Annotated in this window: 26 protein-coding genes, 1 tRNA gene and 1 pseudogene; 7 read left to right on the top strand and 21 right to left on the bottom strand. The window is 38.5% G+C overall.

Annotated features, from left to right (window positions below):
* Positions 1-40 precede the first annotated feature (40 nt).
* From DWV85_RS07725 to DWV85_RS07710, 4 genes are all read right to left on the bottom strand, one after another.
* A complete protein-coding gene (locus DWV85_RS07725) occupies positions 41-898 on the bottom strand; it encodes an aminotransferase class IV (protein ID WP_008602746.1) in 858 nt (285 codons plus the stop codon).
* Positions 899-1,180: 282 nt separating this feature from the next.
* Positions 1,181-2,302, bottom strand: coding sequence for an acyltransferase (locus DWV85_RS07720; RefSeq protein WP_123138465.1), 1,122 nt, complete (start codon positions 2,300-2,302; stop codon positions 1,181-1,183).
* A 10-nt stretch (positions 2,303-2,312) separates the two neighbouring features.
* Complete coding sequence (locus DWV85_RS07715; protein ID WP_123138464.1) at positions 2,313-4,127, bottom strand: DUF4127 family protein; 1,815 nt, start codon at positions 4,125-4,127, stop codon at positions 2,313-2,315.
* 148 nt (positions 4,128-4,275) lie between these two features.
* Entirely contained in the window at positions 4,276-4,902 is a 627-nt protein-coding gene (locus DWV85_RS07710) for a trimeric intracellular cation channel family protein (protein WP_004693621.1), read from the bottom strand.
* 83 nt (positions 4,903-4,985) lie between these two features.
* On the opposite strand from DWV85_RS07710, the gene tadA reads away from it, so the two are divergent.
* From tadA to DWV85_RS07695, 3 genes are all read left to right on the top strand, one after another.
* The gene (tadA, locus tag DWV85_RS07705; protein WP_207798798.1) at positions 4,986-5,531 is read left to right on the top strand and encodes a tRNA adenosine(34) deaminase TadA; all 546 of its coding nucleotides are present in this window, start codon (positions 4,986-4,988) and stop codon (positions 5,529-5,531) included.
* Positions 5,485-5,575 (top strand) — tRNA-Ser (locus DWV85_RS07700). Before tadA ends, DWV85_RS07700 begins: the two co-directional genes overlap by 47 nt.
* Before the next feature lie 58 nt (positions 5,576-5,633).
* Positions 5,634-6,821: an MFS transporter gene (locus DWV85_RS07695; protein ID WP_123138463.1), complete on the top strand. Its 1,188-nt coding sequence runs from the start codon at positions 5,634-5,636 to the stop codon at positions 6,819-6,821.
* Between the two features lie 111 nt (positions 6,822-6,932).
* Here the strand turns inward: DWV85_RS07695 and DWV85_RS07690 are convergent.
* From DWV85_RS07690 to DWV85_RS07675, 4 genes and pseudogenes are all read right to left on the bottom strand, one after another.
* A pseudogene (locus tag DWV85_RS07690) lies at positions 6,933-8,178 on the bottom strand (L-serine ammonia-lyase, iron-sulfur-dependent, subunit alpha).
* Position 8,179: 1 nt separating this feature from the next.
* Positions 8,180-8,551 (bottom strand): RidA family protein, encoded by a 372-nt coding sequence (locus DWV85_RS07685; RefSeq protein WP_004693629.1) that lies wholly within the window; start codon positions 8,549-8,551, stop codon positions 8,180-8,182.
* A 132-nt stretch (positions 8,552-8,683) separates the two neighbouring features.
* A complete protein-coding gene (locus tag DWV85_RS07680) occupies positions 8,684-9,481 on the bottom strand; it encodes a hypothetical protein (protein WP_123138462.1) in 798 nt (265 codons plus the stop codon).
* Positions 9,481-10,425, bottom strand: a complete 945-nt coding sequence (locus DWV85_RS07675) for a glutamyl-tRNA amidotransferase (RefSeq protein WP_123138461.1) — start codon at positions 10,423-10,425, stop codon at positions 9,481-9,483. Before DWV85_RS07675 ends, DWV85_RS07680 begins: the two co-directional genes overlap by 1 nt.
* Before the next feature lie 242 nt (positions 10,426-10,667).
* Here DWV85_RS07675 and menA point away from each other — a divergent pair, with 242 nt between their 5' ends.
* Positions 10,668-11,570: a 1,4-dihydroxy-2-naphthoate octaprenyltransferase gene (gene menA / locus DWV85_RS07670; protein ID WP_060919515.1), complete on the top strand. Its 903-nt coding sequence runs from the start codon at positions 10,668-10,670 to the stop codon at positions 11,568-11,570.
* A gap of 142 nt (positions 11,571-11,712) precedes the next feature.
* A complete protein-coding gene (locus tag DWV85_RS07665; protein ID WP_004698373.1) occupies positions 11,713-12,531 on the top strand; it encodes a MetQ/NlpA family ABC transporter substrate-binding protein in 819 nt (272 codons plus the stop codon).
* A 39-nt stretch (positions 12,532-12,570) separates the two neighbouring features.
* Here DWV85_RS07665 and DWV85_RS07660 read toward each other — a convergent pair whose 3' ends face one another.
* Genes DWV85_RS07660 through DWV85_RS07645 form a run of 4 tightly spaced genes read right to left on the bottom strand, consistent with a single transcriptional unit; the run spans position 12,571 to position 15,638 of the window.
* Positions 12,571-12,966, bottom strand: a complete 396-nt coding sequence (locus DWV85_RS07660) for a cytidine deaminase (protein ID WP_004693640.1) — start codon at positions 12,964-12,966, stop codon at positions 12,571-12,573.
* Between the two features lie 10 nt (positions 12,967-12,976).
* Positions 12,977-14,278 carry a pyrimidine-nucleoside phosphorylase gene (locus tag DWV85_RS07655; protein ID WP_123138460.1) on the bottom strand — a complete coding sequence of 434 codons (1,302 nt, stop codon included), beginning with the start codon at positions 14,276-14,278 and terminating at the stop codon, positions 12,977-12,979.
* Between the two features lie 53 nt (positions 14,279-14,331).
* On the bottom strand, positions 14,332-14,994 hold the full coding sequence (gene deoC / locus DWV85_RS07650) for a deoxyribose-phosphate aldolase (protein WP_123138459.1): 663 nt from the start codon (positions 14,992-14,994) through the stop codon (positions 14,332-14,334).
* A 14-nt stretch (positions 14,995-15,008) separates the two neighbouring features.
* Positions 15,009-15,638, bottom strand: coding sequence for a 3'-5' exonuclease (locus tag DWV85_RS07645; RefSeq protein ID WP_123138458.1), 630 nt, complete (start codon positions 15,636-15,638; stop codon positions 15,009-15,011).
* A 188-nt stretch (positions 15,639-15,826) separates the two neighbouring features.
* Between DWV85_RS07645 and pyrF the strand changes: the two genes are divergently transcribed.
* Together pyrF and pyrE are read left to right on the top strand one after the other, a co-directional pair.
* A complete protein-coding gene (gene pyrF / locus DWV85_RS07640) occupies positions 15,827-16,546 on the top strand; it encodes an orotidine-5'-phosphate decarboxylase (RefSeq protein ID WP_060919511.1) in 720 nt (239 codons plus the stop codon).
* Positions 16,543-17,130, top strand: coding sequence for an orotate phosphoribosyltransferase (pyrE, locus tag DWV85_RS07635; protein ID WP_008602774.1), 588 nt, complete (start codon positions 16,543-16,545; stop codon positions 17,128-17,130). Before pyrF ends, pyrE begins: the two co-directional genes overlap by 4 nt.
* Before the next feature lie 276 nt (positions 17,131-17,406).
* Here pyrE and DWV85_RS07630 read toward each other — a convergent pair whose 3' ends face one another.
* From DWV85_RS07630 to DWV85_RS07590, 9 genes are all read right to left on the bottom strand, one after another.
* Positions 17,407-17,835 (bottom strand): hypothetical protein, encoded by a 429-nt coding sequence (locus DWV85_RS07630; protein WP_060919510.1) that lies wholly within the window; start codon positions 17,833-17,835, stop codon positions 17,407-17,409.
* Between the two features lie 9 nt (positions 17,836-17,844).
* On the bottom strand, positions 17,845-18,420 hold the full coding sequence (locus DWV85_RS07625; protein ID WP_008602778.1) for a DUF1700 domain-containing protein: 576 nt from the start codon (positions 18,418-18,420) through the stop codon (positions 17,845-17,847).
* The gene (locus tag DWV85_RS07620) at positions 18,407-18,736 is read right to left on the bottom strand and encodes a PadR family transcriptional regulator (RefSeq protein ID WP_004693657.1); all 330 of its coding nucleotides are present in this window, start codon (positions 18,734-18,736) and stop codon (positions 18,407-18,409) included. The genes DWV85_RS07625 and DWV85_RS07620 overlap by 14 nt, the downstream gene beginning before the upstream one ends.
* Positions 18,737-19,095: 359 nt before the next feature.
* Entirely contained in the window at positions 19,096-20,193 is a 1,098-nt protein-coding gene (locus DWV85_RS07615; protein ID WP_004698370.1) for a trypsin-like peptidase domain-containing protein, read from the bottom strand.
* A 668-nt stretch (positions 20,194-20,861) separates the two neighbouring features.
* Positions 20,862-21,551 carry a response regulator transcription factor gene (locus DWV85_RS07610; protein WP_060919508.1) on the bottom strand — a complete coding sequence of 230 codons (690 nt, stop codon included), beginning with the start codon at positions 21,549-21,551 and terminating at the stop codon, positions 20,862-20,864.
* Positions 21,548-22,888: a HAMP domain-containing sensor histidine kinase gene (locus DWV85_RS07605; RefSeq protein WP_123138457.1), complete on the bottom strand. Its 1,341-nt coding sequence runs from the start codon at positions 22,886-22,888 to the stop codon at positions 21,548-21,550. Before DWV85_RS07605 ends, DWV85_RS07610 begins: the two co-directional genes overlap by 4 nt.
* A 449-nt stretch (positions 22,889-23,337) precedes the next feature.
* Positions 23,338-24,690 carry a pyruvate carboxylase subunit B gene (locus tag DWV85_RS07600; protein WP_008602782.1) on the bottom strand — a complete coding sequence of 451 codons (1,353 nt, stop codon included), beginning with the start codon at positions 24,688-24,690 and terminating at the stop codon, positions 23,338-23,340.
* Between the two features lie 543 nt (positions 24,691-25,233).
* Positions 25,234-25,560, bottom strand: a complete 327-nt coding sequence (locus DWV85_RS07595; protein WP_060919506.1) for a hypothetical protein — start codon at positions 25,558-25,560, stop codon at positions 25,234-25,236.
* Positions 25,547-26,722 carry a glycosyltransferase family 9 protein gene (locus DWV85_RS07590; protein ID WP_123138456.1) on the bottom strand — a complete coding sequence of 392 codons (1,176 nt, stop codon included), beginning with the start codon at positions 26,720-26,722 and terminating at the stop codon, positions 25,547-25,549. Before DWV85_RS07590 ends, DWV85_RS07595 begins: the two co-directional genes overlap by 14 nt.
* Positions 26,723-26,730 lie beyond the last annotated feature (8 nt).

Genomic DNA, 26,730 nt, shown 5'->3' with positions numbered 1-26,730 from the left:
TAAGGTAAATATGTATTATTTGATGAAAGCAGCTTATCTATCAAGGTAATCCTTCTTCCATCAATTTTTCTAGAGCTTCGCGTAGACGAAGTGTAATAGCACCTGGTTTACCACCAGATACTGGATTTCTGTCTAGCTTAGTAATTGGAATGACACCACCAATTGTATCGGTAAAGAATAGTTCGTCCGCTTCATCTACAAAGGTGCGGTCAAATTCTTTCTCAATAATGGTAATACCTAAAGATGGTGCTACACGGGTTAAGATCATTTGGCGCGTAATACCTTTTAAGATATGATTATCCGCTGGATGCGTGTACAAGATACCATCTTTAACAGCAAACACATTAGATGTAGCGCCCTCTGTACAAATGCCATCACGGAACAAAATGGCTGTATAGGCAAATTTCTTTTCTGCTTTTGTTTGCGCCAAAATATTCGGGATCAAGTTAGTAGTCTTAATATCTACATGTTCCCAACGTTCATCAGGCAAAGCTATCGCTTTTACACCTTCACCCAATTTATTGACTTCATCTAAATCCAAGGTACGGATAGACATAAGCATTTGTGGTTCTAATTTGGAGCGATCATAAGCATGATGACGTGGTGCTACACCACGAGAGATTTGTAAATAAATATAGCCCTCTTTGATTTCACTTTGCTCGATCAAAATTTCGTGCAATTCTGTCAAATCATCAGGGGTCATTTTTACAGGGATATCCATTTCACGCATAGAGCGATACAAGCGATCTTGGTGGTAAGACAAAGCGAAGCAACGGCCTTTTACGACGCGAACAACTTCATATACAGAGTCACCAAATAAATAGCCACGATCATCAATGCTGATAACTTTAGCACCTGGTTCGACGAATTCACCGTTAAAATATGTTAATTCTTGCATAGGAGCACCTCTTTTTCTATTCCGTTACTCTATCAAGTGGTAATCATCATGGACTTATTATAACACAATTACTTTTAAATTTTCACACTTTACTTTGTGAAAGATATTAATTCGATATACAAAAATCCGCTAGGATACCATAGTTAAAAACTATATCCTAGCGGATGTATAACAAATATTATTTTTATACTAAATCAGCACTACAAAACTAACTAAAACTACGTACACCATTAACGTACTAGCACCAATTAGGGCTCTCTATAAAATAGTTCTCATACTAAACTAATGCCCCAGTATAAATTTACGGATAGATTTAGGCACATAATTAAGAGCCACTGTAGTCAAATAAGATAATGCTAACGCCATACCATACATAATTAGCACGTTGGTCACCGTATACAAGAGATTATATTTAGCCATCACACCAGAAATGATTAACAACCAAAATGGATGCGCTAAATAAATACCATACGATTTATCGCCTATCTCAGACCAAATGGACTCCATAGTCACATTCATAGGTAGCCTTTGGAATAGGAACAAACTAAACATCGTTCCCAATCCTGTATAAAGAACGCCCATAGGACTCATTTGATGTACCGTGTAAATTGCTTCCAACACAGTGTAATGCCATACGTCCATGACATAGTAATAGGAGCCAAGCATCAACAATACGGAGCTTACCGCACTGACGCCTAAAAGGTAACGATAACGCCACATATATTCGCAGACGGTTTCATATCGTTCAGCACATACGGCACCTAAAAGGAAAATCCACACATAATGAATAACCCAATAGTTGAGTCGCATATCAAAAAGATATTTAAGAACTGGCTGATTACTTAGATTTTCTGTTACCCAACGACCAAGCATGTAAGACGAAACATAATCGATACCAACTTGGATGACAAATAGTAACACCATCCAAAATATAGGCCGTTTTAAGATGACTTTCACCATTGCCCGCCATAATGGCATCATCACGTAGAACCATAGCAAAATAACCATAAAATATAGATGATACATAGAGGTACCAAAGAGTAAATTTATCGACAACGGCCCTGGATGTAAATTGCTAAGGTTATGAGCTGTCATCCCTGTATATAGCAAGTAAAAGATGGACCACGTAATATATGGAAATAGCACCACCTGAATGCGGCGGTGCATAAATTCCTTATATGAGAATGGTCCCTCTACCGAGGTATGATAAAACAAGCCAAATGCAGAGAGGAAGAAAAACGCAGGCACCCCAAAGCGAGAAAGAATTTCTAATACGCTAATGAGTTCTAAATTTACAAAAGGATTTTGCAATGCGTAAGATCCTACATGAATGCCGATAACACCGAGCATACAGAGGCCTCGCATATAAGTAATTTCCGGTAAAAACGCTTTTTTCATAGCCATTGCCTATTCACTATTGACCAGGTGCCACTGTAGGTGTCGGTACCACACGTGGACCTTGAGACTCTGTAGCTGGTTGTTTAACTACAGGAGGTGTAGATGTAGGTATTTGAGGCGTTGCAGCTTTTTCAGGTTGTGCGGCTTGTGCTGGTACAGCCTGACCATTTGCTTTAGCAGCCGCTTCTGCCTTAGCCTTAGCTTCTGCTTCAGCCTTAGCTTTTGCTTCAGCTTCTCGTTTCAAGCGCAATTCTTTTTCAAGTGGTACCACTGGTTTGGCATAAACAGTGATATCCGTTTCAAATAGACGACCCCATGGGAATGTAGCTTTTACTGTACGAGGATTGATTTTAAGGTATTTTTCAGCGAAATCTTGAATGCGTTCACCTAAGTAACTTTCAAGACGTTCATTTAATTCACCAGAGTAACGAACATTGTCTGTTCTGATAGAATCTTGCATACGATAAATATCTTTACGAATATTTGCTTGATATGCCCAGTTATCCAAATATTGTTGCGTCAACATATCACGATGACCTTCTGGACTCATAGATTTAAGCAATAATCCTTGAGCAATAGCGTAACCTACTGTGTTACTTGCTGTATTCCAACCATTATACGCACCGATTTTGTACAACAAATCTCGTTTATACATAGCGGATACCAATGTATTATCTGCGCCATTATTGAAAGCAATATCTGCAACGCTTACGTTCACACCAGAGTCAACAGCTTGCTGAATGCGATCTACGAAAGCATTTGTAGAGTTAGAGATCATTGGGAAGTTTTCGAAGTTTTCAGACTCGCCTGTACTCGTAGTAAGAGGTGTATTAACAGCCAATAATACAGTTGGTTTACCTTGTGTCACCATTGTGCCACCTACAGCCTCAACGTGTTGAGCAATTGTTTTATCAATCGTTTGATCTTCGTAACCTGGTAATGTTTTACCTCCGCCACCGAGTGGATAAATTACGGAGAATGTAGGTTTTTCTGTGCTCACATCGGTACGGGAACGCGCCATCAATAAGAGACCAAGTTGGTCAGCACCAGGGAAGCTACCGTATTTTTCAACAGAAATATCCTTGGAATATTTGTTAAGGTAACGACCTTCTAGAGCGGATTGAGATAATTGAGATGTATCATCATGACCTAATGCAAAGTAGTCGAATACACCACTGCGAGTTTCATCAATCAACTCTTTGTTGATTTTCATATTTTTTTGACGGCGGTCAAACCAGTCTTGCAAGTATTCCACAGGAACAGAGGCTTGTAGGCTCATCAATTTTTGAGTTTCTTCTTGCGTTAAAGAGCCAGAATCTAATTTATCTTGTAATGCAGCGATTTGGAAGATAGTTGGGCCATATTCCGCATAGTAGGCCGGTTCAGTACCACCACCACTCGCGCGTGGGGAACGCATTACGGTACCAAATCCATAGATGCGTACATTTTTATTACGCGCTTTTAAACCTTCAATACGTTTCAAGCGATTTTGCAATGTGCTAAGAGGAATATTATGTTTACGAGAATCTACAAGACCTCCATAAATAAGAGTATCTGTACTTAATACCATAACATCAGCACGACCTGCATTTTGCTCTACCCAAGCCATAATTTGATCAGCTTGACCTTGGTACGTCTTACCAGAAATCAAGTGTTGAGGTGGTGTCAACACAGTCATACCCGCCTCACGAGCTGTATCAACTGTATATTGCAAACTTACAGGACGATCATCTTGAGGTACATATAATACGGTTTCTGCATCAATTTTGATGGATGTACCTGTAGCAATGGCTGTAACCATTAATGCTACTTTCAACCATTTATTTGTCATAAAGCAAATCTCCTTCTGTGTACACGAGTACTCTCGACTCGAAAATTAACTTTTATATAATACTCTTTTTTTCTGACACTTTTATGAAATACTTAATAGTATAATTATATCATTTACCTGTTATTTCTCAAATGCAGTGCCTTTAGCTTTAGCGCACTTTGGGTAAGCTCCAATTATATTTAATAGCTAGTAAACGGATAACTAGTACAACGGTAAACGCACCATATACAGCCTCTCCAACCCAGTTAGAAATAACCATTAAGTAATAAACGATGCCCCCAATAACACTAGGCAGAGCGTACACATCTTCTTTCAAAACAGACGGAATCCGTTGAGCCAGCATATCTCGGATAATACCACCTCCAACAGCAGTAATAGTTCCTAATAAAACAATGAAAATTGGCAACTCTGGATATAGTTTAAACCCTGCAGATGCTCCAGTTACTGTAAAAGATGCCAACCCAACTGCATCGGCTAATAAATAGCTTGCTCGGCTACGAGGGCCCATAGCATGCTTGCGATAACGGCTGTTATAGATAATAAATACGATAATTGTTACGGAAATAACCACAGTTACATATACAATATTGCGTAATGAATTCGGCGGAAAATACCCCAAGAGAACATCACGTACAATTCCACCACCGATTGCCGTAGCCAGTGCCAATACAGCCATACCAAATATATCCATTCTCCGCGCCACCCCAACAAGTGCTCCGGAGATAGCAAAGGCAATAGTGCCAATCATATCAAATATATACCAAATAATATCCATAATACCCTCACACAATCTATTCGCATAACTTCGCACACTATGATAGACTTTATGTAAGATATTATACATTAAGAGGTATGAGAATGACAAAGAACATTACACCTATAGAGATTAAAAATATGGATGAGCGTAGCCGTGATGAATATTTTATGGGTTTTGCCCTAGAGGAGGCCCACAAAGCTTATGCTCTAGGAGAAATTCCTATCGGCGCCATTTTAGTTCAAAACAATACAATCATTTCACGCCACCATAATCGCCGCGAATTAGATCACGATGCAACGGCTCATGCAGAAGTGCTCGTCATCCGCGAAGCATGCGATGTACTCAAGCGCTGGCGGTTGACTGGTTGTACCCTGTATGTTACGATAGAGCCGTGTCCGATGTGCGCTGGAGCCATCATCAACAGTCGTATTGACCGTGTTGTATATGGTGCAAGTGATTACAAAGGAGGCGCTGTAGAATCTCTTTTCAATGTACTCTCTCACCCTGGTTTAAATCATGAACCTGAATTAGCATCGGGTATCCTTGGTGATGAATGTAGTCAAATCATGAAAGACTTTTTTAAAGAGCGCCGTAAAACACGGAGGAGTACCCAAGAGGCTGAAGGGTCCGCACTCGAAATGCGGTAGGTCGGGCAACCGGCGCGGGGGTTCAAATCCCTCCTCCTCTGCCATATAAAATATATAAAGCGCTAACCGAGGTTAGCGCTTTTTTGCAAAAGGACCACTACTATGAAAAAATATTACCCTTATCTCATTACGGTGAGTCATATGATTAACGACTCCTGTCAAAGTGTATTACCTGCCCTCTTGCCATTATTTATCTACACTTATGGACTTAGTTTAGAGCAAGCAGGCTTTCTCATATTAGCCAATACAGCATTATCTTCATTGTTACAGCCATTATTAGGTTATGTCTCTGACAAGATCAATCAGCCACGGCTTATCGCCTTAGGTGTTCTGCTCTCTGCTTGTAGCACAGGTGCCATGGGTTTTGTAACCTCCTATGAAAGCTTACTTGTTTGTGCTACCTTAGCTGGTGTAGGCTCCTCTATCTTCCACCCTGAAGGAGCGAAAATCATGAATCGCCTCGGAGGTGGTAAAAAAGGTAAAGCCATGGGTACCTTCGCCATCGGTGGTAGCTCTGGTTTTGCCATCGGCCCACTCTTTGCGGGCTCTATTGCCTATACAGTAGGCCCTCATGGGCTGGCAGCTTTCACCATAGTAGGTCTTATCATCTCAACGGTTTTATTCGTCCTCATGCCGCGCATAGTAACTTGTGCACGCACTATCGACCTAGCGGTAGCTATGGAAAATCCAACACTTGTAGCAAAACCACTCAAAAATTACTGGAAATACTTTGGTATCTTGTTCGTTATCATCCTAAGCCAATCGGTAAACTTCCGCGTTATTAATGCATTTATTCCTATCTTCTGGACTCGTGAACTCGGCACTAGCCCAGAGCAAGGGAGCTTTGCATTAACCATATTCTTTAGTATCGGTATCTTCATGACATATATTGGCGGTCTATTAGGCGACAAATATGGTCCCATCAAAATCATTAGACTATCCCTATTGATTTGGTTGCCAGCCATGTTCCTATTAACAGAAGTGCCAACCTTCTCCCCTGTTATCATGATGCCTGTAGCCTATATGTTACTACTCATGATTGGCGCTGCTAAAGCTCTTAGCTACAGCCCCGTTATCGTACTAGGCCAAACCTACCTCGCTAAAAGCATCGGCTTTGCGTCCGGTATTACCCTCGGGGTGAGCCAAACTATCGGCGGTATCATCGCACCTGTAGTAGGTAACCTTGCGGATACCTATACTTTACCTGCCGCTATGATGACACTCGTACCATTCCTAGTAGTGGGTCTTGGGGCTTCATTGATACTTAAAGATCCTAAAAAATTACAGTAAACAAAAAAGAACCCTTCACGTGAACTGTACCCCAAAAATTGGACACAATTTTTGAAGGTACAGACCAACGAAGGGTTCTTTTTATATTCAGCTAACCACGTCACTTGCAGTTTAGTGTTTTAGCATTTCATTCAATATAACTACGTCCGTTTCTTTCATACCTTGTGCCACAACCAATACTGCGGATAGTTTCATCAACGGAGTATGCTACAAGGCCATCGCCTTTTTGGTAGTTTTTGTTAAGGCGAGCTTGTTTATATCCCATAAAGGCGCCATCAAGGGAAATTGCAATTTTACCTGCACAGGATGGTTTCGCACCATCACATACGATACCAGATAGACTTGCAAGACCATTTACAAGAGTGTTCTCGATGATATCTTTACTATCACCTTTCAAAAAGGCTATGCCTGCTACGCTTACCACACCGGCAGATACAACGCCACAGTATGCAGACAATTTACCAATACCAGATTTAACATAAAGCGTTAGCAAGTTAGCAAAGACGAGCGCTCGATACAATTCATCTTCACTTTTACCAAGTTCCTCTGCAGTCGTAATGATTGGCACAGATACGGTTAAGCCTTGGTTACCGGAGCCAGAGCAAATAACGACAGGCAATGGGCAGCCACTCATACGCGCATCAGAGCCAGCTGCGGCACGAGCCTTACATTTCGTTTCGAGAGATGGATTTTCTTCATCTAACAATAACAATTGTCCAATATTAGATCCATAATCATTGGACAGACCTTCCTTAGAAATTGCAGTATTATACTCAACTTGCTGTTTGATTTGAGGTAGGATACCAGAAATATCACCTGTTAAAGCAAATTCGTAAATGCTATCGAAGGTCATGGCATATTCTGTTTTAGCTGCTTTCTTGATTTCATTGACTGTTTCAGAGACAATCTCGCCATCTACTGATACATAGGTTACATTCGTATGGTCATTTTCAATGCGAACAATCGCTGTATGTTCATCTGTTTCTGCAGTGATTTCTATATATAGATTATCTACGCCTTCAGCGAGTGAAACGGTACAGAAGTTGGCATCAAGCAATGTGCCAAGCCATTTGCGATCTTCGTCTGTAGCAGATTCCAATACTTCTAGTTCACGCTCTGAATGACCTACAATAGCACCCAGTGTAGCGGCCGCCGTTAGTCCTTTTCGCCCCCCAGAATTTGGAATGACTACAGATTTTACATTTTTGATAATATTCGCGCTGCATCTTGCATGAATATGGTTAGGAAACTCATCTAAAACAGAGACTGCCTTCGCAGCCGCATAAGCCAATGCAATTGGCTCAGTACAACCGAAGGCAGGACGCATCTCTGACTGTAACAAAGAAATATAATCCATCTTATACTTCCGCAATAATTTCCACTTCTACAATAACGCCTAATGGAAGGTCTTTTACTGCTACACATGAACGAGCTGGTTTAGAAGTGAAATATTTAGCATACACTTCATTAAATGCTTTGAAATCACCAATATCAGCTAAGAAGCAAGTTGTTTTAACAACTTTGGAAAAGTCTGTACCAGCTTCAGTCAATACGGCTTCAATATTTTTGCATACTTGTTCAGTTTGCTCTACAATGCCCCCTTCAACAACTGTACCAGTTGCAGGATTGAGTGGAATTTGACCAGAAGCAAATAATAAACTGCCAACCACTTTAGCTTGAGAGTAAGGGCCTACTGCTGCTGGTGCTTTGTCTGTAGAAATTGTTTTCATGATAAATCTCCTTTTATAAATAAATATAAATTAATATGACTATATTTAAGGTGCGAAACTCATGTTAATGCCTCGATATATATAACTTACCTCAATATATCACATATTACATAAAAGTACGTATATAACCAATTATTTAATTGATTTGAATGCATTGTCAAATATTGGTTTGAAATAATCACGTTGTACATCAGTTGTTATACCTACATACAACACTGGTTTTCCTGGCTTCAACACAAATGTAGCATTTGCATAGAGTGGAGTTTGTACATTTCCATCTGCATATAACAAGCGAGAGCTTGCTGCATATGTTTGATATTTTGTACCAGCCACCGGATGTACTTGTTCTGCATTTTCTACGGTTAGAGTTTTAAGTGTTTTAGGCATAATCGTTGCTTTTTGGGGATCACGACTAGATACATTAATAGGTCCATTTAAAGGAACTACCGTTGTGCTAGTGGGAATCTGTTTATTTATTGTTCCTAATAAAAGTTGCTCTGTTACAGGATCAATTTGACCTTTATCAAGAGCCGTCATAGCAGCTATAAACATAGGATCATTAGCCTTTTCTTTAGCTACTTGTTGCGCTATTTGTTTAACATCTACAGCTACTACGAATGCATCTTTTTGACCAGTTTTATCCTCACCTTGTAGCTGATATATGTCGTAGCTAATTCCCATCTGATCCAATACAGCTAAAGCTTGTTGATTACTTTGTCTTGTCATTTGATGCGTGTTTGGCTTTGCATTTTCTTTAGCAATTATATCTTTTACAATACCTAATGTATTAGTATTAGACGCCGTAGCTAGTGTAACATTATTAGGAATCGACATTGTTCCTACCAAAGTGTTTACATCCTTAGCACTAGCAAAACTTGTAACAGCACCAACTAAACAAGTTGCTAACACGAGAGTTTTTAATGGTTTCATTATTTATTTCCTCCCTTTAGAGCTTTTAAGCTATACATTGATTCCAATTGTTTAGTCCAATAATCGTGACTTGTATCTTCTGTTACTAGTAATTGTATAGTGAGCCCTTCATCTTGTGGTAACATATACAATCCTAGAGAACCAGGTAGCATAAATCCATCATAATTTAAACTGCCACGCATAGACATCGCCTGCATTACACCAAATTTTGAAGTATATGGTCTAGCAGAAAAGTCTGTAGCTTGTACAGAAAAATTAGGAATAATCTTTTTTAGAACATCGACTACTTCTTGTGTAGCTAGCTGGTCCTTAGGAGATAACTTTTTACCTTCTATGGCCATTAGATTTAACTGTGTATTCATATCATAATTCACTCTAGTATTGAATTTTTCCATAACAGGTTTTAAGGACTTTTGATCTAAACTTATCGGCTTCAAACTAGTAATAAAATTTTCTGCATTAGATCTTGAATATGGTTTAGCATCAGGAAGTTTCTCCGCTTTTTTATCTGCCATAACGGAATTAACTATTTGTGTTGCTACATCACCAGAATAGTTAATAATATCTTTATTCACATTATAATTTACCAACCATGCTGTATGATGACCTAAAGCACTATCACCAGATAGTTGATACAAGTTGTATCCATCTATAACCTTCCCTTGGAATGGTGGCACCTCTGCATGGTACACTTCTTTTATATGCTCACCAAGCCTTTTTGCTGCTAGCGCATTAACTTCATTTACCATTACATTTTGTTCTTTTGTTCTCAAATTAGGATTTGTGGAAACTGAATCTATAACAGATGCTTTAACACCATTACGAGTCTCTACGTTCATACCATAACCTAAATCTACCGTATCAGCGCATGCCACTGCCCCCATACCCACAGTTAAACAGGTGGCACAAGCCAAGGTCATCAACTTTTTATTGAGAGTTCTCATAAGACACCTCACCTTTTTAACAATACACTATGTATAGATTGTTAGATAATCCGTGCAGTATATATTAAGAGTTTAAAGGATAATCTATACTGTATATATTAATTATTATACTATATCGACATATATAACTGTATAGTATAATTTACAAGCTTACCTTTCTGCTATACAATACATAAATAGACATGTAAAGATGATATATGTATGAGAAATGGAAAGGAGTGCACACTCGGTGTGCTTTTAACATGATACAAGAATTAATTCCCCTCACTAGGCCTCGCACATTAGCTGCTGCATTGGGGCCTACCATTTTAGGTGCCGCCTTTAGTTATTACGCATTTGGTGCTGCTCAGGGTACAGGTCTTGCCATTTTCCATACAGTGCTCATATTTTTAGCGGTTGTAACAGCCCAAATTGTAGCTAATTTATGGAATGAATATAAAGACTTTAAATCTGGACTCGATGCTGGTCAAAAGGTAGGTAATGCTGGTTCTATCACACGTGGCGTTATAACACCAGAGCTCATTATAACGATGATTAAAGTACTCATGTTTGTACCCATTATTATTGGTCTTTATTTATCTGCTACTATAACTTGGTACTACATTCCTGTAGGCTTCTTATGTATTCTAATTAGTTTTCTTTACTCTGGCGGTCCAAAACCAATTTCTCGAACACCATTTGGAGAAATTTCCTCTGGTATCGCCATGGGTTTTGCTATCGTACTCATTACAGGCTATGCCTGGATACGAGAATTATCCTTAGCCCTGTTAATTCCTGCAATTCCATCTACATTGCTAGTTGGTTCCATCATGTTGACGAATAATATCCGAGATATTCGTAATGATGAAAGCCATGGACGTCACACGTTGCCAATCGTGCTTGGTCGCGAAAGAGCACTCAGCTTAATGAGTATCTCATATATTTTCAATTTTATTTGGATCATTGCTTGGATTATAGTAGGCCATATGACATGGTTCGCCTTATTAGCGTTCCTTGCAGCACCACTAGCTTTCAAAACAATTCATACATTATCTACCAATACAGATGAGTTCCAACTAGATAAGGCTATGGGCACTACCGCTGGGGCCGCTATGATTTATCAACTAATGTGGGCGATTGGACTTATCATGGGCAAATTGTTTTAAAAATGAACATACTTATATTATAGGTTCTCCATAGTTTTTAGTTATGGAGAACCTATAATAATTCCTTCTTGATAGATAGGAAATTATTTAGTACTATAGATTTAATATTTTATATGTAATTATTGTATAAGGAGTGTGTCTAATGAGAAAATTTTTAGCATTGGCAGCTACTGTAATCCTTGGCGGCGCTTTATTAATCGCAGGCTGTGGTAACGACAACAAACAAGCTGCTAGCGATGGCAAACAAGTATTAAAAATTGGGGCAACAGCAGTACCTCACGCAGAAATTTTGGAACAAGTTAAACCAATCTTAGCAAAAGATGGTATCGAATTAAAAATCACTGAATTTACTGATTACAACACACCTAACTTGGCTTTAGGGGACAAAGAGATTGATGCCAACTTCTTCCAACACGTACCTTACATGGAGGAATTCGCAAAAGCTCACAAACTTGACTTAGTATCTGCCGGTGGTGTTCATCTTGAGCCAATGGGTTTATACTCCCGTAAAATCAAAGATTTGAAAGATCTTCCAAAAGGCGCTAAAATCGCTATTCCTAATGACCCTACAAACGGTGGTCGTGCATTATTGTTGTTACAAAAACAAGGTCTAATTACATTAAAAGACTCCACTAACATCTTATCTACCGTACAAGATATTACTGCAAACCCTAACGAATATCAATTCGTAGAATTAGAAGCAGCACAAGTACCTCGTTCCCTTGACGATGTAGCCTTAGCCGCTATCAATACTAACTTTGCATTAAACGCAGGTCTTAACCCTGGCAAAGATGCATTGGCAATTGAAAATAACGATTCCCCTTACGTAAATATCGTAACTGTACTTAAAGGCAATGAAAATGACCCTCGCATCAAAAAATTGATGGCTGCACTTCATAGCCCTGAAATTATCAAATTCATCCAAGAAAAATACCAAGGTGCTATTGTTCCTGCATTTTAAGATATACCAAAAAGAGACCACATCAACGTGGTCTCTTTTTTATATGTTATCGGCCCCGAATCTAAAAGGTAATAAACCTTCTAATTCAACAACTGTATAGTCCCCTCTTAAATTCGCCATTATAATACGAGGTATTTCAAATTCAGAAATCACCTGACGACAAGCACCACATGGTGCACAAGGCCCTTCCGTATCAGCAACTACAGCAAGGGCTTTAAATTTTGTTTGTCCTTCCGATACGGCCTTAAATATAGCAGTTCTCTCCGCACAATTAGTTAATCCATAAGAAGCGTTTTCTATATTACACCCTTCATAGATGGTTCCATCTTCGCAAAGAAGGGCTGCGCCCACACCAAAATGTGAATAAGGACTATAGGTTTTGTCGCGAGCCACAATGGCACGATCGATGAGCTTTTGAATATCCTTTTCTTTCATATTGCACTCCTCACTCTACAATATCTAGTATAGTATCCACTACTTTAGGTGCAGTATTACCAATAGTAATCGCCGCTAAATAGGTCTGAGCCGCATTAGTGAATAAGCTTTCATCAGAAGCATATAGTGTAGCTATCCTTTCACCCATGCTAACGGCATCCCCAGTTTTTTTGTGCATTACAATACCTGCACTATAATCGATGGGGCCATCTTTAACGGTCCGACCGGCTCCAAGCATAACGGATACAATCCCGCATTGTTCTGTATTCATATGGATAATATAACCGTCTTGAGGTGCTATCACATCATAGGTAAACTGGCCGATTATCAATATACTTTCATCATTGATAACGCGGCTATCTCCACCTTGGGCTTCAATCATTAAACGTAATCGCTCTAGGGCTGCGCCAGAATCTAGTGCTTGTTGCACACGATTAAGAGCAGTTTCATAATCACACATATGGCTCAATACGAGCATATGAGCAGCCATGATAATACATTCATGCGTTAAATCCTCTGGACCATGACCTTTCAACGTATCAATAACCTCGCGAATCTCCAAGGCATTTCCAATAGCATGTCCTAGCGGTCGGTCCATATCCGTCAAAATAGCCTTAACCGAACGGCCATTTCCCTTTCCAATATCTACCATTGCTTTAGCCAATTCACGAGCATCCTCTATGTTTTTCATAAAGGCACCACTGCCAACCTTTACATCTAACAAAATTGCTTGAGCACCAGAAGCCAATTTTTTGCTCATAACAGAGGATGCAATAAGAGGGATACTATCCACAGTTCCCGTCACATCGCGCAAAGCATATAGCTTTTTATCAGCAGGTGCAAGCTCTTCCGACTGACCTATAACAGCAAGACCGATTTGATTAACTTGATTGATAAAAGCATCTTGCTCTAAAGATACCTTTAAATTTGGAATGGACTCCATCTTGTCAATAGTGCCGCCTGTATGACCAAGTCCACGACCAGACATCTTAGCCACCTTGCCTCCACAAGCGGCTACGAGAGGCGCAATAATAAGTGTGGTCTTATCTCCTACGCCACCTGTACTATGTTTATCTACGGTAATCCCATCAATATTCGATAGATCTACCATATTACCTGATTGAGCCATAGCCAAGGTCAAAGTTCCTAGTTCGCGAGCATTCATACCATTAAAAACTATGGTCATCAAGAGCGCACTCACTTGGTAATCAGGGATTTCCCCCTTTACATAACCATCTATGACAAAGCGGATTTCCTCATCTGTTAACGGCAAGTTCGCCCTTTTCTTCAGAATAATATCATACATACGCATAGTTACACCGTCATTCTAAGAAACCACCTAAGCATAGCCTAGGCGGTTTTCTATTATACTTCTTCGTTCAAGTGATTCTTTAGTAACTCTACAGCTGCACTGGCTCCAATTCGGCTACAACCTTCTGCAATATAGGCTTTCATATCCGTAATAGAGCGAATACCACCTGCGGCCTTAATCTGTACATTAGGACCAATATGCTTTTTAAAGAGTCTAATATCTTCAAGGCTTGCACCGCCGCTACCAAATCCAGTAGATGTTTTAATATAGTCTGCGCCACCATTTGTAATACATTTGCAAAGCGCTACCTTTTCAGAATCTGTAAGATAACAAGTTTCAATGATAACTTTTAAAATCTTATCACCACAAGCCTTGTTAAGCGCCTCAATTTCGCTAGTTACCGATTCAAAATCACCTTGCTTTACATCTCCAAGATTAATAACCATATCAATTTCAGAAGCGCCCTCTTCAATAGCCTGTTTCGTTTCGGCCACCTTTACCTCTGTTGTTTCATATCCTAAAGGGAAGCCGATAACGGTACATATGTTAAGTTCTGGATATGCTTCATGGGCAGATGCTACAAAATCTGGAGGAATACAAACAGATGCGGTTTTATACCTTATACCATCCTCACAAACTTCTTTAATATCATCCCATGTAGCTGTAGGACGCAATAATGTATGATCTACATACGCTAATAATTCTTTCCCCAACATAGTACCTCTCCTTACTAAAAGAACGACATTTGTTCTGGTTCTGGCTCTTTATGTAATGCATCTTGAGCAGAGCGATTTTTATCATCAATGAATGGTTCTAACGGTACGCCTGTAGTCTTTAATAAATCTGGTAAACTATTAACGCCTTTCAACTTAGCAGCTTCTAATACAACCTTTGCACAAGTCTCTGCATCATCCAGTGCATAATGATGTTTAAACTCAACTCCAATATATGCGGCCATTGTATTCAACTTATGATTAACTAAATCAGGCCATACCGCACGTGAAAGTTTAACTGTACATGCATAATCTAGTCCTGGCCAAGGGATTTTATAATAATCTAAAGTAGCACGCAATACGTTCATATCGAATTTCGCATTGTGAGCCACCATAATATTCCCTTTTAAATGGTTTTCATAAATGGCATTCCACAACTGATCAAAGGTCTTTTCATGAAGAACATCCTTCGGTTGGATACCATGAATTTCAATACATTCATCATCAAAACTCATAAACGGAGGCTTGATGAGGCTATATGCCTTTTTGGTAATTTGTCCGTCCTTTACGGTAATAACCGCCAAGGAGCATGCACTATTTTTAAATTTATTTGCTGTTTCAAAGTCTAATGCAACAAAATCTAACATAGGACTCCTTTCAAAATCTATATATAAGAATTATATTCATTTACTCTACTTATTATAGCATGAAATAGACTATAATCTACTGTTCAAAGGTGACCAATAATCACCTCATTCACACCAATTTTAATTGACAGATAGGCCCTCAGTATGTGAAAATTATTTAGATATGTATGTAGTATGGAGGTTGCAACATGGCAGATGACAGATTAATCGTTGCCCTTGACGTATCCACGATGGATGCAGTGAAAGAAATCGTATTATCCCTCGGTGATTCGGTTAGCTTTTACAAGGTCGGCATGGAGCTATTCTACGCCGAAGGAGCAAAAACAATTCGTTTTTTACAGGAGCAAAACAAACAAGTATTTCTTGATTTGAAATTGCACGACATTCCAAATACCGTAGCCCATGGCGTAGCTTCCTTAACACGTCTCGGCGCTAGTTTAATTACTTTACATGGTCAAGGTGGTCCTGTCATGATGAAAGCTGCTGTTGAGGCAGCTCGTGAGAGTGGCAAAGAACTTGGCGTGGAACGCCCAAAATTATTAGCCATCACCGCATTAACTAGCTTTGACGATGAATCTTGGACTGCTATTGGTGGTCAGCTACCTATTTCCGACCAAGTCATTCGCCTTGCAAAACTCGCTAAAGACTGTGGTATGGATGGTGTTGTATGTTCCGCATTAGAAGCTAAAATGATTCGTGAAGCATGTGGCGATGACTTCCTCATCGTTACCCCTGGTATTCGCCCTTCCTTTGCAACAACAGACGACCAAAAACGGGTTGCTACACCAGCTAGTGCTTTGCAAGATGGAGCATCTCGCCTTGTTATCGGTCGACCTATTACACAAGCCGAAAACCCTCGTGAAGCGGTTCATTTAATTATTGAAGAAATGGAGAAAGTATCCAAATGATGACAGAACAAGAAGTAAAACAATTATTGATCGACACTCAAGCTATTTTAGAAGGTCACTTCCTTTTGACATCTGGTCTCCACAGTCCAATGTACGTTGAAAAATTCAATGTATTGCAACATCCAAAATATACTGAAAAACTTTGTAAAGAATTAGCTGAACGCTTCCGCGATCAAAATGTAGAACTTGTTATTGGACCTATGACTGGCGGCATCTTACTTGCTCACGAAGTAGGTAAAGCGCTTGGCACCCGTGCTATCTTCACAGAACGCGAAAAAGGCGTTATGACATTACGTCGTGGGTTTAAAATCGAGCCAGGCACAAGAGTACTTATCGTTGAAGATATCGTAACTACTGGTGGTTCTGTACAAGAAGTAGTAAATGTGGTAAACCAATCTGGTGGCGAAATCGTAGGGGTAGGCCTTCTTGTAAACCGTTCTGGAGGCAAAGCAGAATTCGGTGTACCTCATGAAAAGGTACAAGCATTACTTAATCTTGAAGTTCCAACTTATAAACCTGAAGAATGCCCTCTTTGCAAAGACGGCGTAGCTATGACAGAACGCGGTTCTAAACACATCAAATAATTTTTTAACGACCTATATACATGCATAGGTCGTTTTTCATTAGGAAGTTAATAAAATATTCCCAGTCCATCAACTACTGTCTATATTTATAAATAGATACAAAAAGAGCTCCTTCACTGAGGAGCTCTTTTTGTTTGTGTGTAGTTATTGTGTGTAAGAGAGAGATTCTGATACGAATGTATCACATAGAGTATGTGGCTCTATGGTGGCCATGAATGCACTTTCATGACCATTTACTCCATAATCTTATAAGAGAAATGGACTCATAAAGTATCGTTAGTTTTGTGTAGCTTGTGGCACACCTTGTTCACTTTGTTGTTGTGGTGCATTACCATTAGTTTGTTGAGGTGGTTGGCCTTGCATAGGCATTTGACCTTGTGGAGGCATTTGACAATTTGAATGCATATGCTGGCCATTATTTGGTCCCATACCATCTTGAGGCATCATTTGGTTTTGACCATTTTGGTGCATATGCTGGCCATTATTTGGCCCCATGCCATCTTGAGGCATCATTTGATTATTTCCATCCATCATATGTTTATCCATATATTTATTAGGACCATCATGTCTATGTGGTTTTCTAAACTGTTGTTCATTTGTTTTCATCCATTCACCAAAATTAGGTAAATCATTTACTGCAAACGATGTACATGCCCCAACAGCACAAATTACGGTTAAAATCGCTGTTATTATAATTCGTCTCATAAATCCTCCTTAGTCCACATTGCGGAAGTAACGTTCACGCACACCACGAAGCTCTGTACCAACAAAGACGCACGTAAGTCCACCAAATAGACCTACACCACCAAGTGCCACTAAAGTTACAATGGACAATACTGGAAATGCAGTAACATTCTCAAATGGTTGCCATGAGCTACCTAGCAAGAACAAGATAGCCGGTGTAATAATGAATATAAGAGCACCTACAATATAGGATAAGGCACTTCCAATAGAGAGCAAAGTCTTAGATGCTTTTTTAGCCATCCCCGGTAATTGAGGTAAAAGACGCTCTTTATAATCATCAAATCGTGCATAAATTTCTTGCATATTAACGGATTTACTTTCACTACCATCTTGATTCATTGTGTCTGTAATGATACCTGCATCTACGTAGGATGCATATATTTCCTCTGGAGTCCCTAAGGATTTAATGATCTCACTATCGGTAAGCCCTTTTTCATAACCTACCGCAAAATGCTCTTCATAAACCTCTATGATACTCTCCACATCTGCAACACGCGCTTTTTTAAATATATTACGCAATGCATCCAAAAAGCTATTTTTGTTCATTATTATCGACTCCTTTCAACAGCATATTGATAACACCAGAAAAATCATCCCATTCTTGACGCATCTTGTTATATGCTGCACGGCCTTCGTTCGTGATATGATAATATTTCCGTGATGGGCCTGTAGAAGACTCCTTTAAATACGTTTCAACATACTTTTCTTTTTTCAGTCTGTTAAACAATGGATATATCGTTCCTTCAGATATTTCAATATATTCTGAAATGGTACTTACGATTTCGTATCCGTAGCGATCATTTTGTGTTAATAATGCTAGCACCAGCATGTCCATAACACCTTTTTTTAATTGAACTTGCATAGTTCCTCCCTTTTAGGCTGTGCTTGCCTGCCAATGTGAAAGCTCTCTTACGGTCACTATCATGTACTGACAAATACATAATAACATAAGGTACCTTGGAATGCAAGGTACCTTGTAAAAAAATATTGAAATTTAATATATTTTTTCTTATTTCTAATCTATAAACACAGTTAATTTCTGCGTTTATAGGGAAAAATTTTTTCAAAAAAATTTTCTTATTTATGGTATTTTTTATACAAAATCTATTAAAGTACCCTATTATAACTAAAAATCCTCATCTAAAAGATGAGGATTTTCTAACACTACAAAAGAAAGTAGTGCATTATTGGAATACTTAATTAAGTTTTATTTACTAGATTCTAATTTGAAGACGCTTCCCCTAATTTAAGCTGTGTACTCTTCATTTTGCCGTTATGAGTATAGGATACCAAAATTGTATCTCCCGGGCTCTTAGCATCAATTTGTTCTTTTAATTCAAGTAATGTAGTAATATCTTTACCATCAATTTGTGCAATCGTATCCCCTTCTACGAGACCAGCTTGTGCAGCAGGACCATTAGGATCAAGTTGAACAACAAGAAGTCCATCACCTTCATAGGTTACATTATTGCGCGCTGCAGTTTGACGGTCTACAGCCCACACCCCAATATAAGGGCGAATGACCTTACCATTTTTAATAATAGAATCAACAATTGTCATCGCAGAATTAATTGGAATAGCAAAGCCCATACCTTCAATTCCCTCTTTAGAGATTTTAGAGCTATTGATACCAATTAACTCACCATCTGCATTAATAAGCGCACCACCTGAGTTACCTGGATTAATGGCTGCATCAGTTTGAATCAATGGGAATCGTTGACCTTGATCATCAATTGTACGTGCTAAGGCACTAATAACACCAGAGGTAACTGAACCTTTAAACTCAAGACCTAAAGGATTGCCAATAGCAATAGCTGGCTCCCCTACTTGCAAGGAGTCAGAGTCACCAATTTTGATAGGTTTAATATCTTTTGGAGGTTTAATTTTTACAACTGCTAAGTCCGTCTGTGAATCTGAACCTATAACAGTCCCCGTCACCGTACTGCCATCAGACAATGATACTGTAACCTCCCCATTTCTAGCCCCCGCTACCACATGTTTATTTGTTATAATATGTCCGTCATTATCGATAAGCACACCAGATCCGACACCTTCTCCAGCATAGATAGTACGGTTAAAAATATCCTTTTGAAATACTTGTGTTGTAATCCCTACTACAGCTGGCCCAGATTCTTTAGCTGCTTGTACTACATAGGTATTACGCGTTTCAGTAATAGGCTTAGTCTGTTTAGTTTGTTCTCTCACGTTTGTTGGTTGCGTATTAACAGGGCTGCCAAAGAAATAATATCCTCCGCCTACCCCAATACCCAAAGCAAGAATACACGCAATTACTGTTTTCTTATATTTTGAAAATGTCATGTAGATCTCCTTATATTCTTCTTAATATTCTTCTACATCACCCATAACGTCTTAATGATGATTATAAAAGGTAAAATAAGAACCAAATCATAAATCATATAATTATGATACTTTATAAATACGCCACGTCTCACAATAATTCAAATCATCTCAAAATTAATTTTATAAAATTGATTTTGATGAACCTATTATAGTACGCCTGCTTTTACAATGCAAGATATCAATTTATAACTTTTCTTATGGAAGTATAATTATTATAACCGTATATCCTCCACTAGATAAATACCTAGAATCCTGAAAGAAGCTGTATAGAATGTATTCAAATATCTAAAATCTAAAAAACATAAAGGGCATTCACTAGCCGTCGCTAGCAAATGCCCTTTATGCATATAGTTTGAGAGTGTAAGGACTGTTGAGAGAGAGAGTATATATGATCTAGATAAGCTTTAGAGAGAACTTATTAAGAGAGAGAAGTTAAAATATTACTTATCTAGAGTCATAGTCAGCCTTACTTAAATAAGTATACATGGAATATCTAAACTATCAAAGTAACTATATAAACAATTCTTAAACCTTTGATTATATCTCTATAATAAAATCTCTATAAAGTCATATCTAATCAACAACCACGAACAACGTGAGTATAATGTGAATGCATATTCTCGATACTAAACGAATTTATACCCTACACCCCACACTGTAATAATATGCTTACTATCAGATGGATTATCCTCAATTTCTTCACGTAAACGATTAATATGAACCGCTACAGTTGCATAATCACCATAGGAGTCAAGTCCCCATACACGAGAATACAATTCTTCTTTGCTAAATACAATATCACGGTTACGCATCAAGAACTCTAACAACTGGAATTCTTTCTTTTTGAGATGAACCTCTTTTTTATTCACCCATACTTTCATCATTTTAGGGTCGAGACGGATTTCACCGGATTGAATAGCGTTTGTTTCCATTGCATCGCGCTCTGTTAAACGTTTATATTGCGCCAACATAGCTTTAATCTTCGCAATCAATACAGATGGAGAGAATGGCTTTTCAATATAATCATCAGCGCCTACGCCTAAGCCACGGATTTTGTCGATATCATCAAGACGCGCAGTTACCATAACGATTGGTACACGAACTTTGTCACGAATTTGACGACAAACTTCAAAGCCATCCATTTCTGGCAACATAACATCAAGGATAATAAGGTCTACAGGAGTATTTAATGCTGCTTCAATGCCATCTATACCATTAGTCATAATCGTTACATCATAGCCCGCCACCATTAAATAATCACGCTCAATATTGGCAATATCCAAATCGTCTTCAATAATTAAGATATGTTCACTCATGATTCTTCTCCTTGCTTAGGAAACTCTAATATAATACGTAGACCATGTGGCCTTACATTTTCAATCATAACTCGGCCTTCAAAGATTTCCATAATTCGACGGATAATCGACAATCCTAGGCCACTACCTTCTTGAGGATTCGTACGAGACGAATCTACACGATAGAATGGGCGCATCAGACGCTCTAAAGATTCTGGCGGCACACCTGGTCCATCATCACTGATGACACAGTATACAAAATCATCATCACTCGTTACATCTATGACGCAGTGACCAATATCGGTCATTTTATACTTAGCACTATTGTTCAACACATTCTGCAAAACACGTTGTAACAATTGTGGGTTAGCATTGATAAAAGGTGTTTCCGTAGCTATACGGACCTTAATCTCAAGCCCCTTCGATTGATACGGAGCTAAATGATCTTCTACAAAGTCACGTACAAACTGACCTAATTCAATTCGCTCAGATGGACGAGATTCTTTTTTATAGTTCAATGTTGTTATGAGGAATAGTTCCTCTAACATAGAATCTAAATCATTGGCCCGCTTCAAAATAATCCCCATGTATCTTTTTTGTTGCTCTTCCGTTGGTGCAATACCATCACGAACACCTTCAGCGTAAGCTTTAATAGCCGTCAACGGAGTTCGTATATCATGGGATATACCAGCGAGTAACTCTTTTTGTTGTTCCTGTTCCATTTCAATCTGACGATTTGCCATTTCTAACGACTTTGTCATGTTCTTAACGTGAATCATGATAAATCGTGTAACAAATCGGTTAATAGCAAAAAATGTAACAATAAAGAGCAATATGGAAACTACGATAATATAGAAAGATACGGATTCTATTAAGCTATCACTACCATGAGTAGCACGCCTAATCGCAATATGGTATACATAGGAATGACGTCCATCGTACTTTCTCATTTCATAAACGAAAGTATTATTGGATTGATATACGATGCCCTGTAATTCAGGGTTAACATCAATAAGACCAACAATGGCAGAAGCACTATAGATTTGTGGATTACCGTAGTTATACACCATACTTCCTTGATCAAGTACTTCAACATATACTTCCTTTGGATCAAGTAAGCTATAGCTAGGCTTAACCAAGCTATTAATTAGATCATTTTCTAACCCATAAAAGGTAATGGTTTCAGTTATTCGACTGACACTTTTAAACTGTTGTTCCTGCTCAATACGCAAATAGTAACCGGCATTGGCCAATATGCGCAAACCTGTAAAATATAGCAAAAATAAAATAATTGCTATTAAAATAGGTACAACAAACAGCACAACATTGGATATCCAAATTCGTATTTGTAAATTCACAGGATTACCTCAATATCATAAATAGTAGATACTCTCTATAGTTTACGCTATTTTTAATACTTAACGCAAGTAAAACACGCAAATATCCAACATATTATTCACTATTCTTTCATACGTAGTTTATAATTGACCGATTATTCAAAGGTATCTCGACCCTTTTAATATCTAATACTTTTCGTAAAAATTATATTTTCACACGCACCCATGTATCTTATGGCGATATGAAAATTGGTAATATCTAATATTTCATAGTTCCTTAGTCTCCCCTTTTAATAGAAACTTGTCTATACTGTTTATAAAAAATCTAAAATATAAAAAATGAAACAACTATTGAATCTCTTCATTTAATAAAACAAAATATATACTGGATTATACTATTTCTCTATGAGGATAGATTAAATATGGTCAAAAAAAAGAGGATTCCTAAGAATCCTCTTTTAAAATTTGGATTAACGACGATTTGCATCGAAGAAGTTAATAGCAACTTCTGGGAACATAGCGTAAGTCAATACGTCTTCGTCAGTGATGCCATTGTAGCCTTTAGAAGCTAAATCTTGACGGTAACCTTCCAATTCAGGTTCGATAAGATCTGCTGGACGGCAAGTAATAGGTTGTTCATCACCAATGATAGTTTGACGAATTTCATCAGAAATTGTACCAGGTAATTGACCATATTTACCACGAACAAGATCTTTAACTTCGTTAGGAACCATTTTGTAACGGTCGCCCATCATAACGTTCATCATAGCCATTGTACCAACGATTTGGGATGTTGGAGTTACCAATGGAGGGTAACCCAAGTCTTCACGAACGCGTGGCATTTCATCCATAACGTCAAAGAAGCGATCGCCCATACCCATTTCGTTCAATTGGTTTTGAGTATTGGACAACATACCGCCAGGAATTTGGTAACGACGAACAGCAGGGATTACATCACTAGCTGGTTTCAAGTTGAATTCTTCAGCGATTTGTTGTTTTACTTTACGGAAGTGGTCAACTAATGGAATGTATTTATCAAGGTCAAGGCCAAGATCCCATTCAGTACCTTTGAACATTTCAATCATAGTTTCAGTAGCTGGTTGGCTAGTTGCATGAGCGAATGGAGAGATAGCAGTATCGATGATATCTACGCCAGCTTTAGCAGCTTCCCAGTATGTAGTACTAGCAAGACCGCAAGTGAAATGGCTATGCAAATCGATTGGCAATTCGCCAAAACGTTTTTTGAAAGTAGAAACCAAATCATATGCATCAGCAGGTCCTAACAAACCGGACATATCTTTGATACAAAGGGAATCAGTACCCATTTCTACCAAAGTTTCAGCTACTTTCAAGAAGCTTTCAGTTGTGTGAACTGGAGAAATTGTGTATACCATAGCGGATTGAACGTGTGCACCAGCTTTTTTGGAATACTTAATAGCAGCTTCCATATTGCGTGGGTCATTCAATGCGTCGAAAATACGGATACGGTCGATACCATTTTTTACAGCCGCATTACAGAATGCTTCTACTACGTCGTCGGAGTAGTGTTTATAGCCCAACAAATTTTGACCGCGAAGCAACATTTGCAATGGGGTATTTTTCAAATTAGCTTTCAATTTGCGAAGGCGTTCCCATGGATCTTCATTCAAGAAACGAAGACAGCTGTCATAAGTAGCGCCGCCCCAACATTCAAGAGCTTCATAACCAATATCATCTAAAAGGCCGAGCACTGGTTCCATTTGTTCGTAGCGCATACGTGTTGCCAAAATAGATTGATGACCGTCACGAAGAACGGTTTCGCAAATTCTTAATTTTTTAGCCATGTTAATCCTCCAAATCGAAATAGTCTGTGTATGTAACTTTATACACTCATTAAACAACTATCTCATACCTATTTTTTTACGATTTTTTCGATGTCTGCTCACACTAGCCAAACGCGCTAAAATCGTAATACATACTTATATTAGACTACTTATAAAATTCTTTGTCAACAACCACATTATGCTATTTACTCATAATCTCATGTATTCAAAGATGATTTTTTCGTGATGAATATCACAAAAAACTGCAGAAGAACTAGAGTTTAGCATGTATGTTTAATCAAATTAATTTTTTTGTAATTGCTCATTTTAATGAGAAACTAAAAATTATATCGTAATAATTTTTGGTTATTATTAAATATTTTTCAAAATATATCGGTATTTATAAATGTAGTAATTCGATAAACGTCGGTATGCTTATAAGCTCATCAATTTTATTAATAACTAAGCCGATATTTTTAAATGCATAAACATGCAAAAGAACCTGCCCATTTACGAACAGGTTCTGACCTAATCTTTAAAATTTGAGAGTCCCCATTATACGGCTTACTTCTCAGGCTTAACCTTTTTAGGCGCAGTTTCAAGGACAATATTTTTACCTTCCCGTTTCACCTGAATAGAGAAAGCCCCTTCCCCTTCTTTAAAATACTCCATCTTGATATCAAGGAGCATTTTACCAATCATAGTCTCTACTTTTTCAGTTAAGAAATCACGGTAAAAAGCATCTTCTTTTTGCTTTGGACTTTGATGAACTACTGGTTTCTTAGCATCTCGCTCCTTATTGAGCATAGTATCTTCGAAATTTTCTGTATCCTTAAAATTTTTCATCATATCCGCATCGGATAAACCTTTTTGAATTTTAAACTTTGCCATGTGTATCTCCTATCAGTTCAAAAATTGCTTTCTTTACACGTACTGGATCAATACCAGACATACAATATTGATCTGGCTTAGGACAACGTCGTTTTCGACACCCCAAGCAATCTAATTCGTCATTTACGAGCACCTTAAAGGTCCCCGTCAGAGGGCCCCATAATTTAGGGTCCGTAGGGCCAAAGAGTGCTACTACAGGCTTATTTAAAGCTAACGCAATATGCAGAGCTCCCGTATCTGCAGTAACTACTACATCACAACTTTCAATTAAAGCCCCTAATTCTTGAAGTGTCGTTTCCCCTAACATATTCAGAACAATTTTATCAATACCCTCATCTCTCAAAGAGTCCAGCAAGGGTTTGTATTGAGCAGCCTCTTTAGGGCCACCTAAACAAACAAATTTCGCTCTATATTGAAGGGATTTAATGAGAGAATACCATTTTTCCTGAGGCCACTCTTTCGTTGCCCAAGAGGTACCTAATACCAGCCCAATGCGTAACGGAGTTTCTACCACGCCTCGATGTAAAGAAACGTCATTATCAATCGACTTCCATTGATTTTCTGCCCAACTATTTAAATTTGTTGGCACCTGAAAGTCCATGTGGTACAACGTATTAACATTAGATTCATTTAGCGGACAACTGCTCTCAATACCGTATTTATCAATGTTAAGCGATGTATCTAAATTTGCATGTTCAGTAATAGCCTTTGTTAACAACTGAGCTACCTCTACATAGCGTTTAATCACGTGTTCTGTACTAGGCTTCGTTTTATAGTTAGTAAACAGCCAATTCAACTCTTTTGTGCCACCAAGGCCAAGTCTAATGGGGGCTCCTGAAGCTAATAGTACTAGCCCTGTTATGAGTCGCCCTTGCACATCAACGGCTACATCAAATTTATAAGGCTCTAATTTGGCCTTAAGATCCCACCACATGCGCCACATTGTAGGAATATGTAGTTTTTTAGAATGTGCCTCGTATTCATCCCGTTCCCAGGGAATTATTTTATCTACATAGGGATTGCCCTGCAGGAGCTCTACCATACTAGGCGTTACAATCCAATGCAACTTAGCATCAGGATACTGTTCCTTAATCCACCGCGCAGCAGGTGTAGCATGCAAAACATCACCTATGTAACTAAGGCGTACAAATAATATATTCATAGATATCC

Origin of the sequence: Veillonella sp. AF13-2 (assembly GCF_003603295.1) — a bacterium.
Taxonomy (GTDB): domain Bacteria; phylum Bacillota; class Negativicutes; order Veillonellales; family Veillonellaceae; genus Veillonella; species Veillonella parvula_E.
Note: the sequence above shows the minus strand (reverse complement) of the source record. Positions and strands in the feature narration are given on the sequence as shown.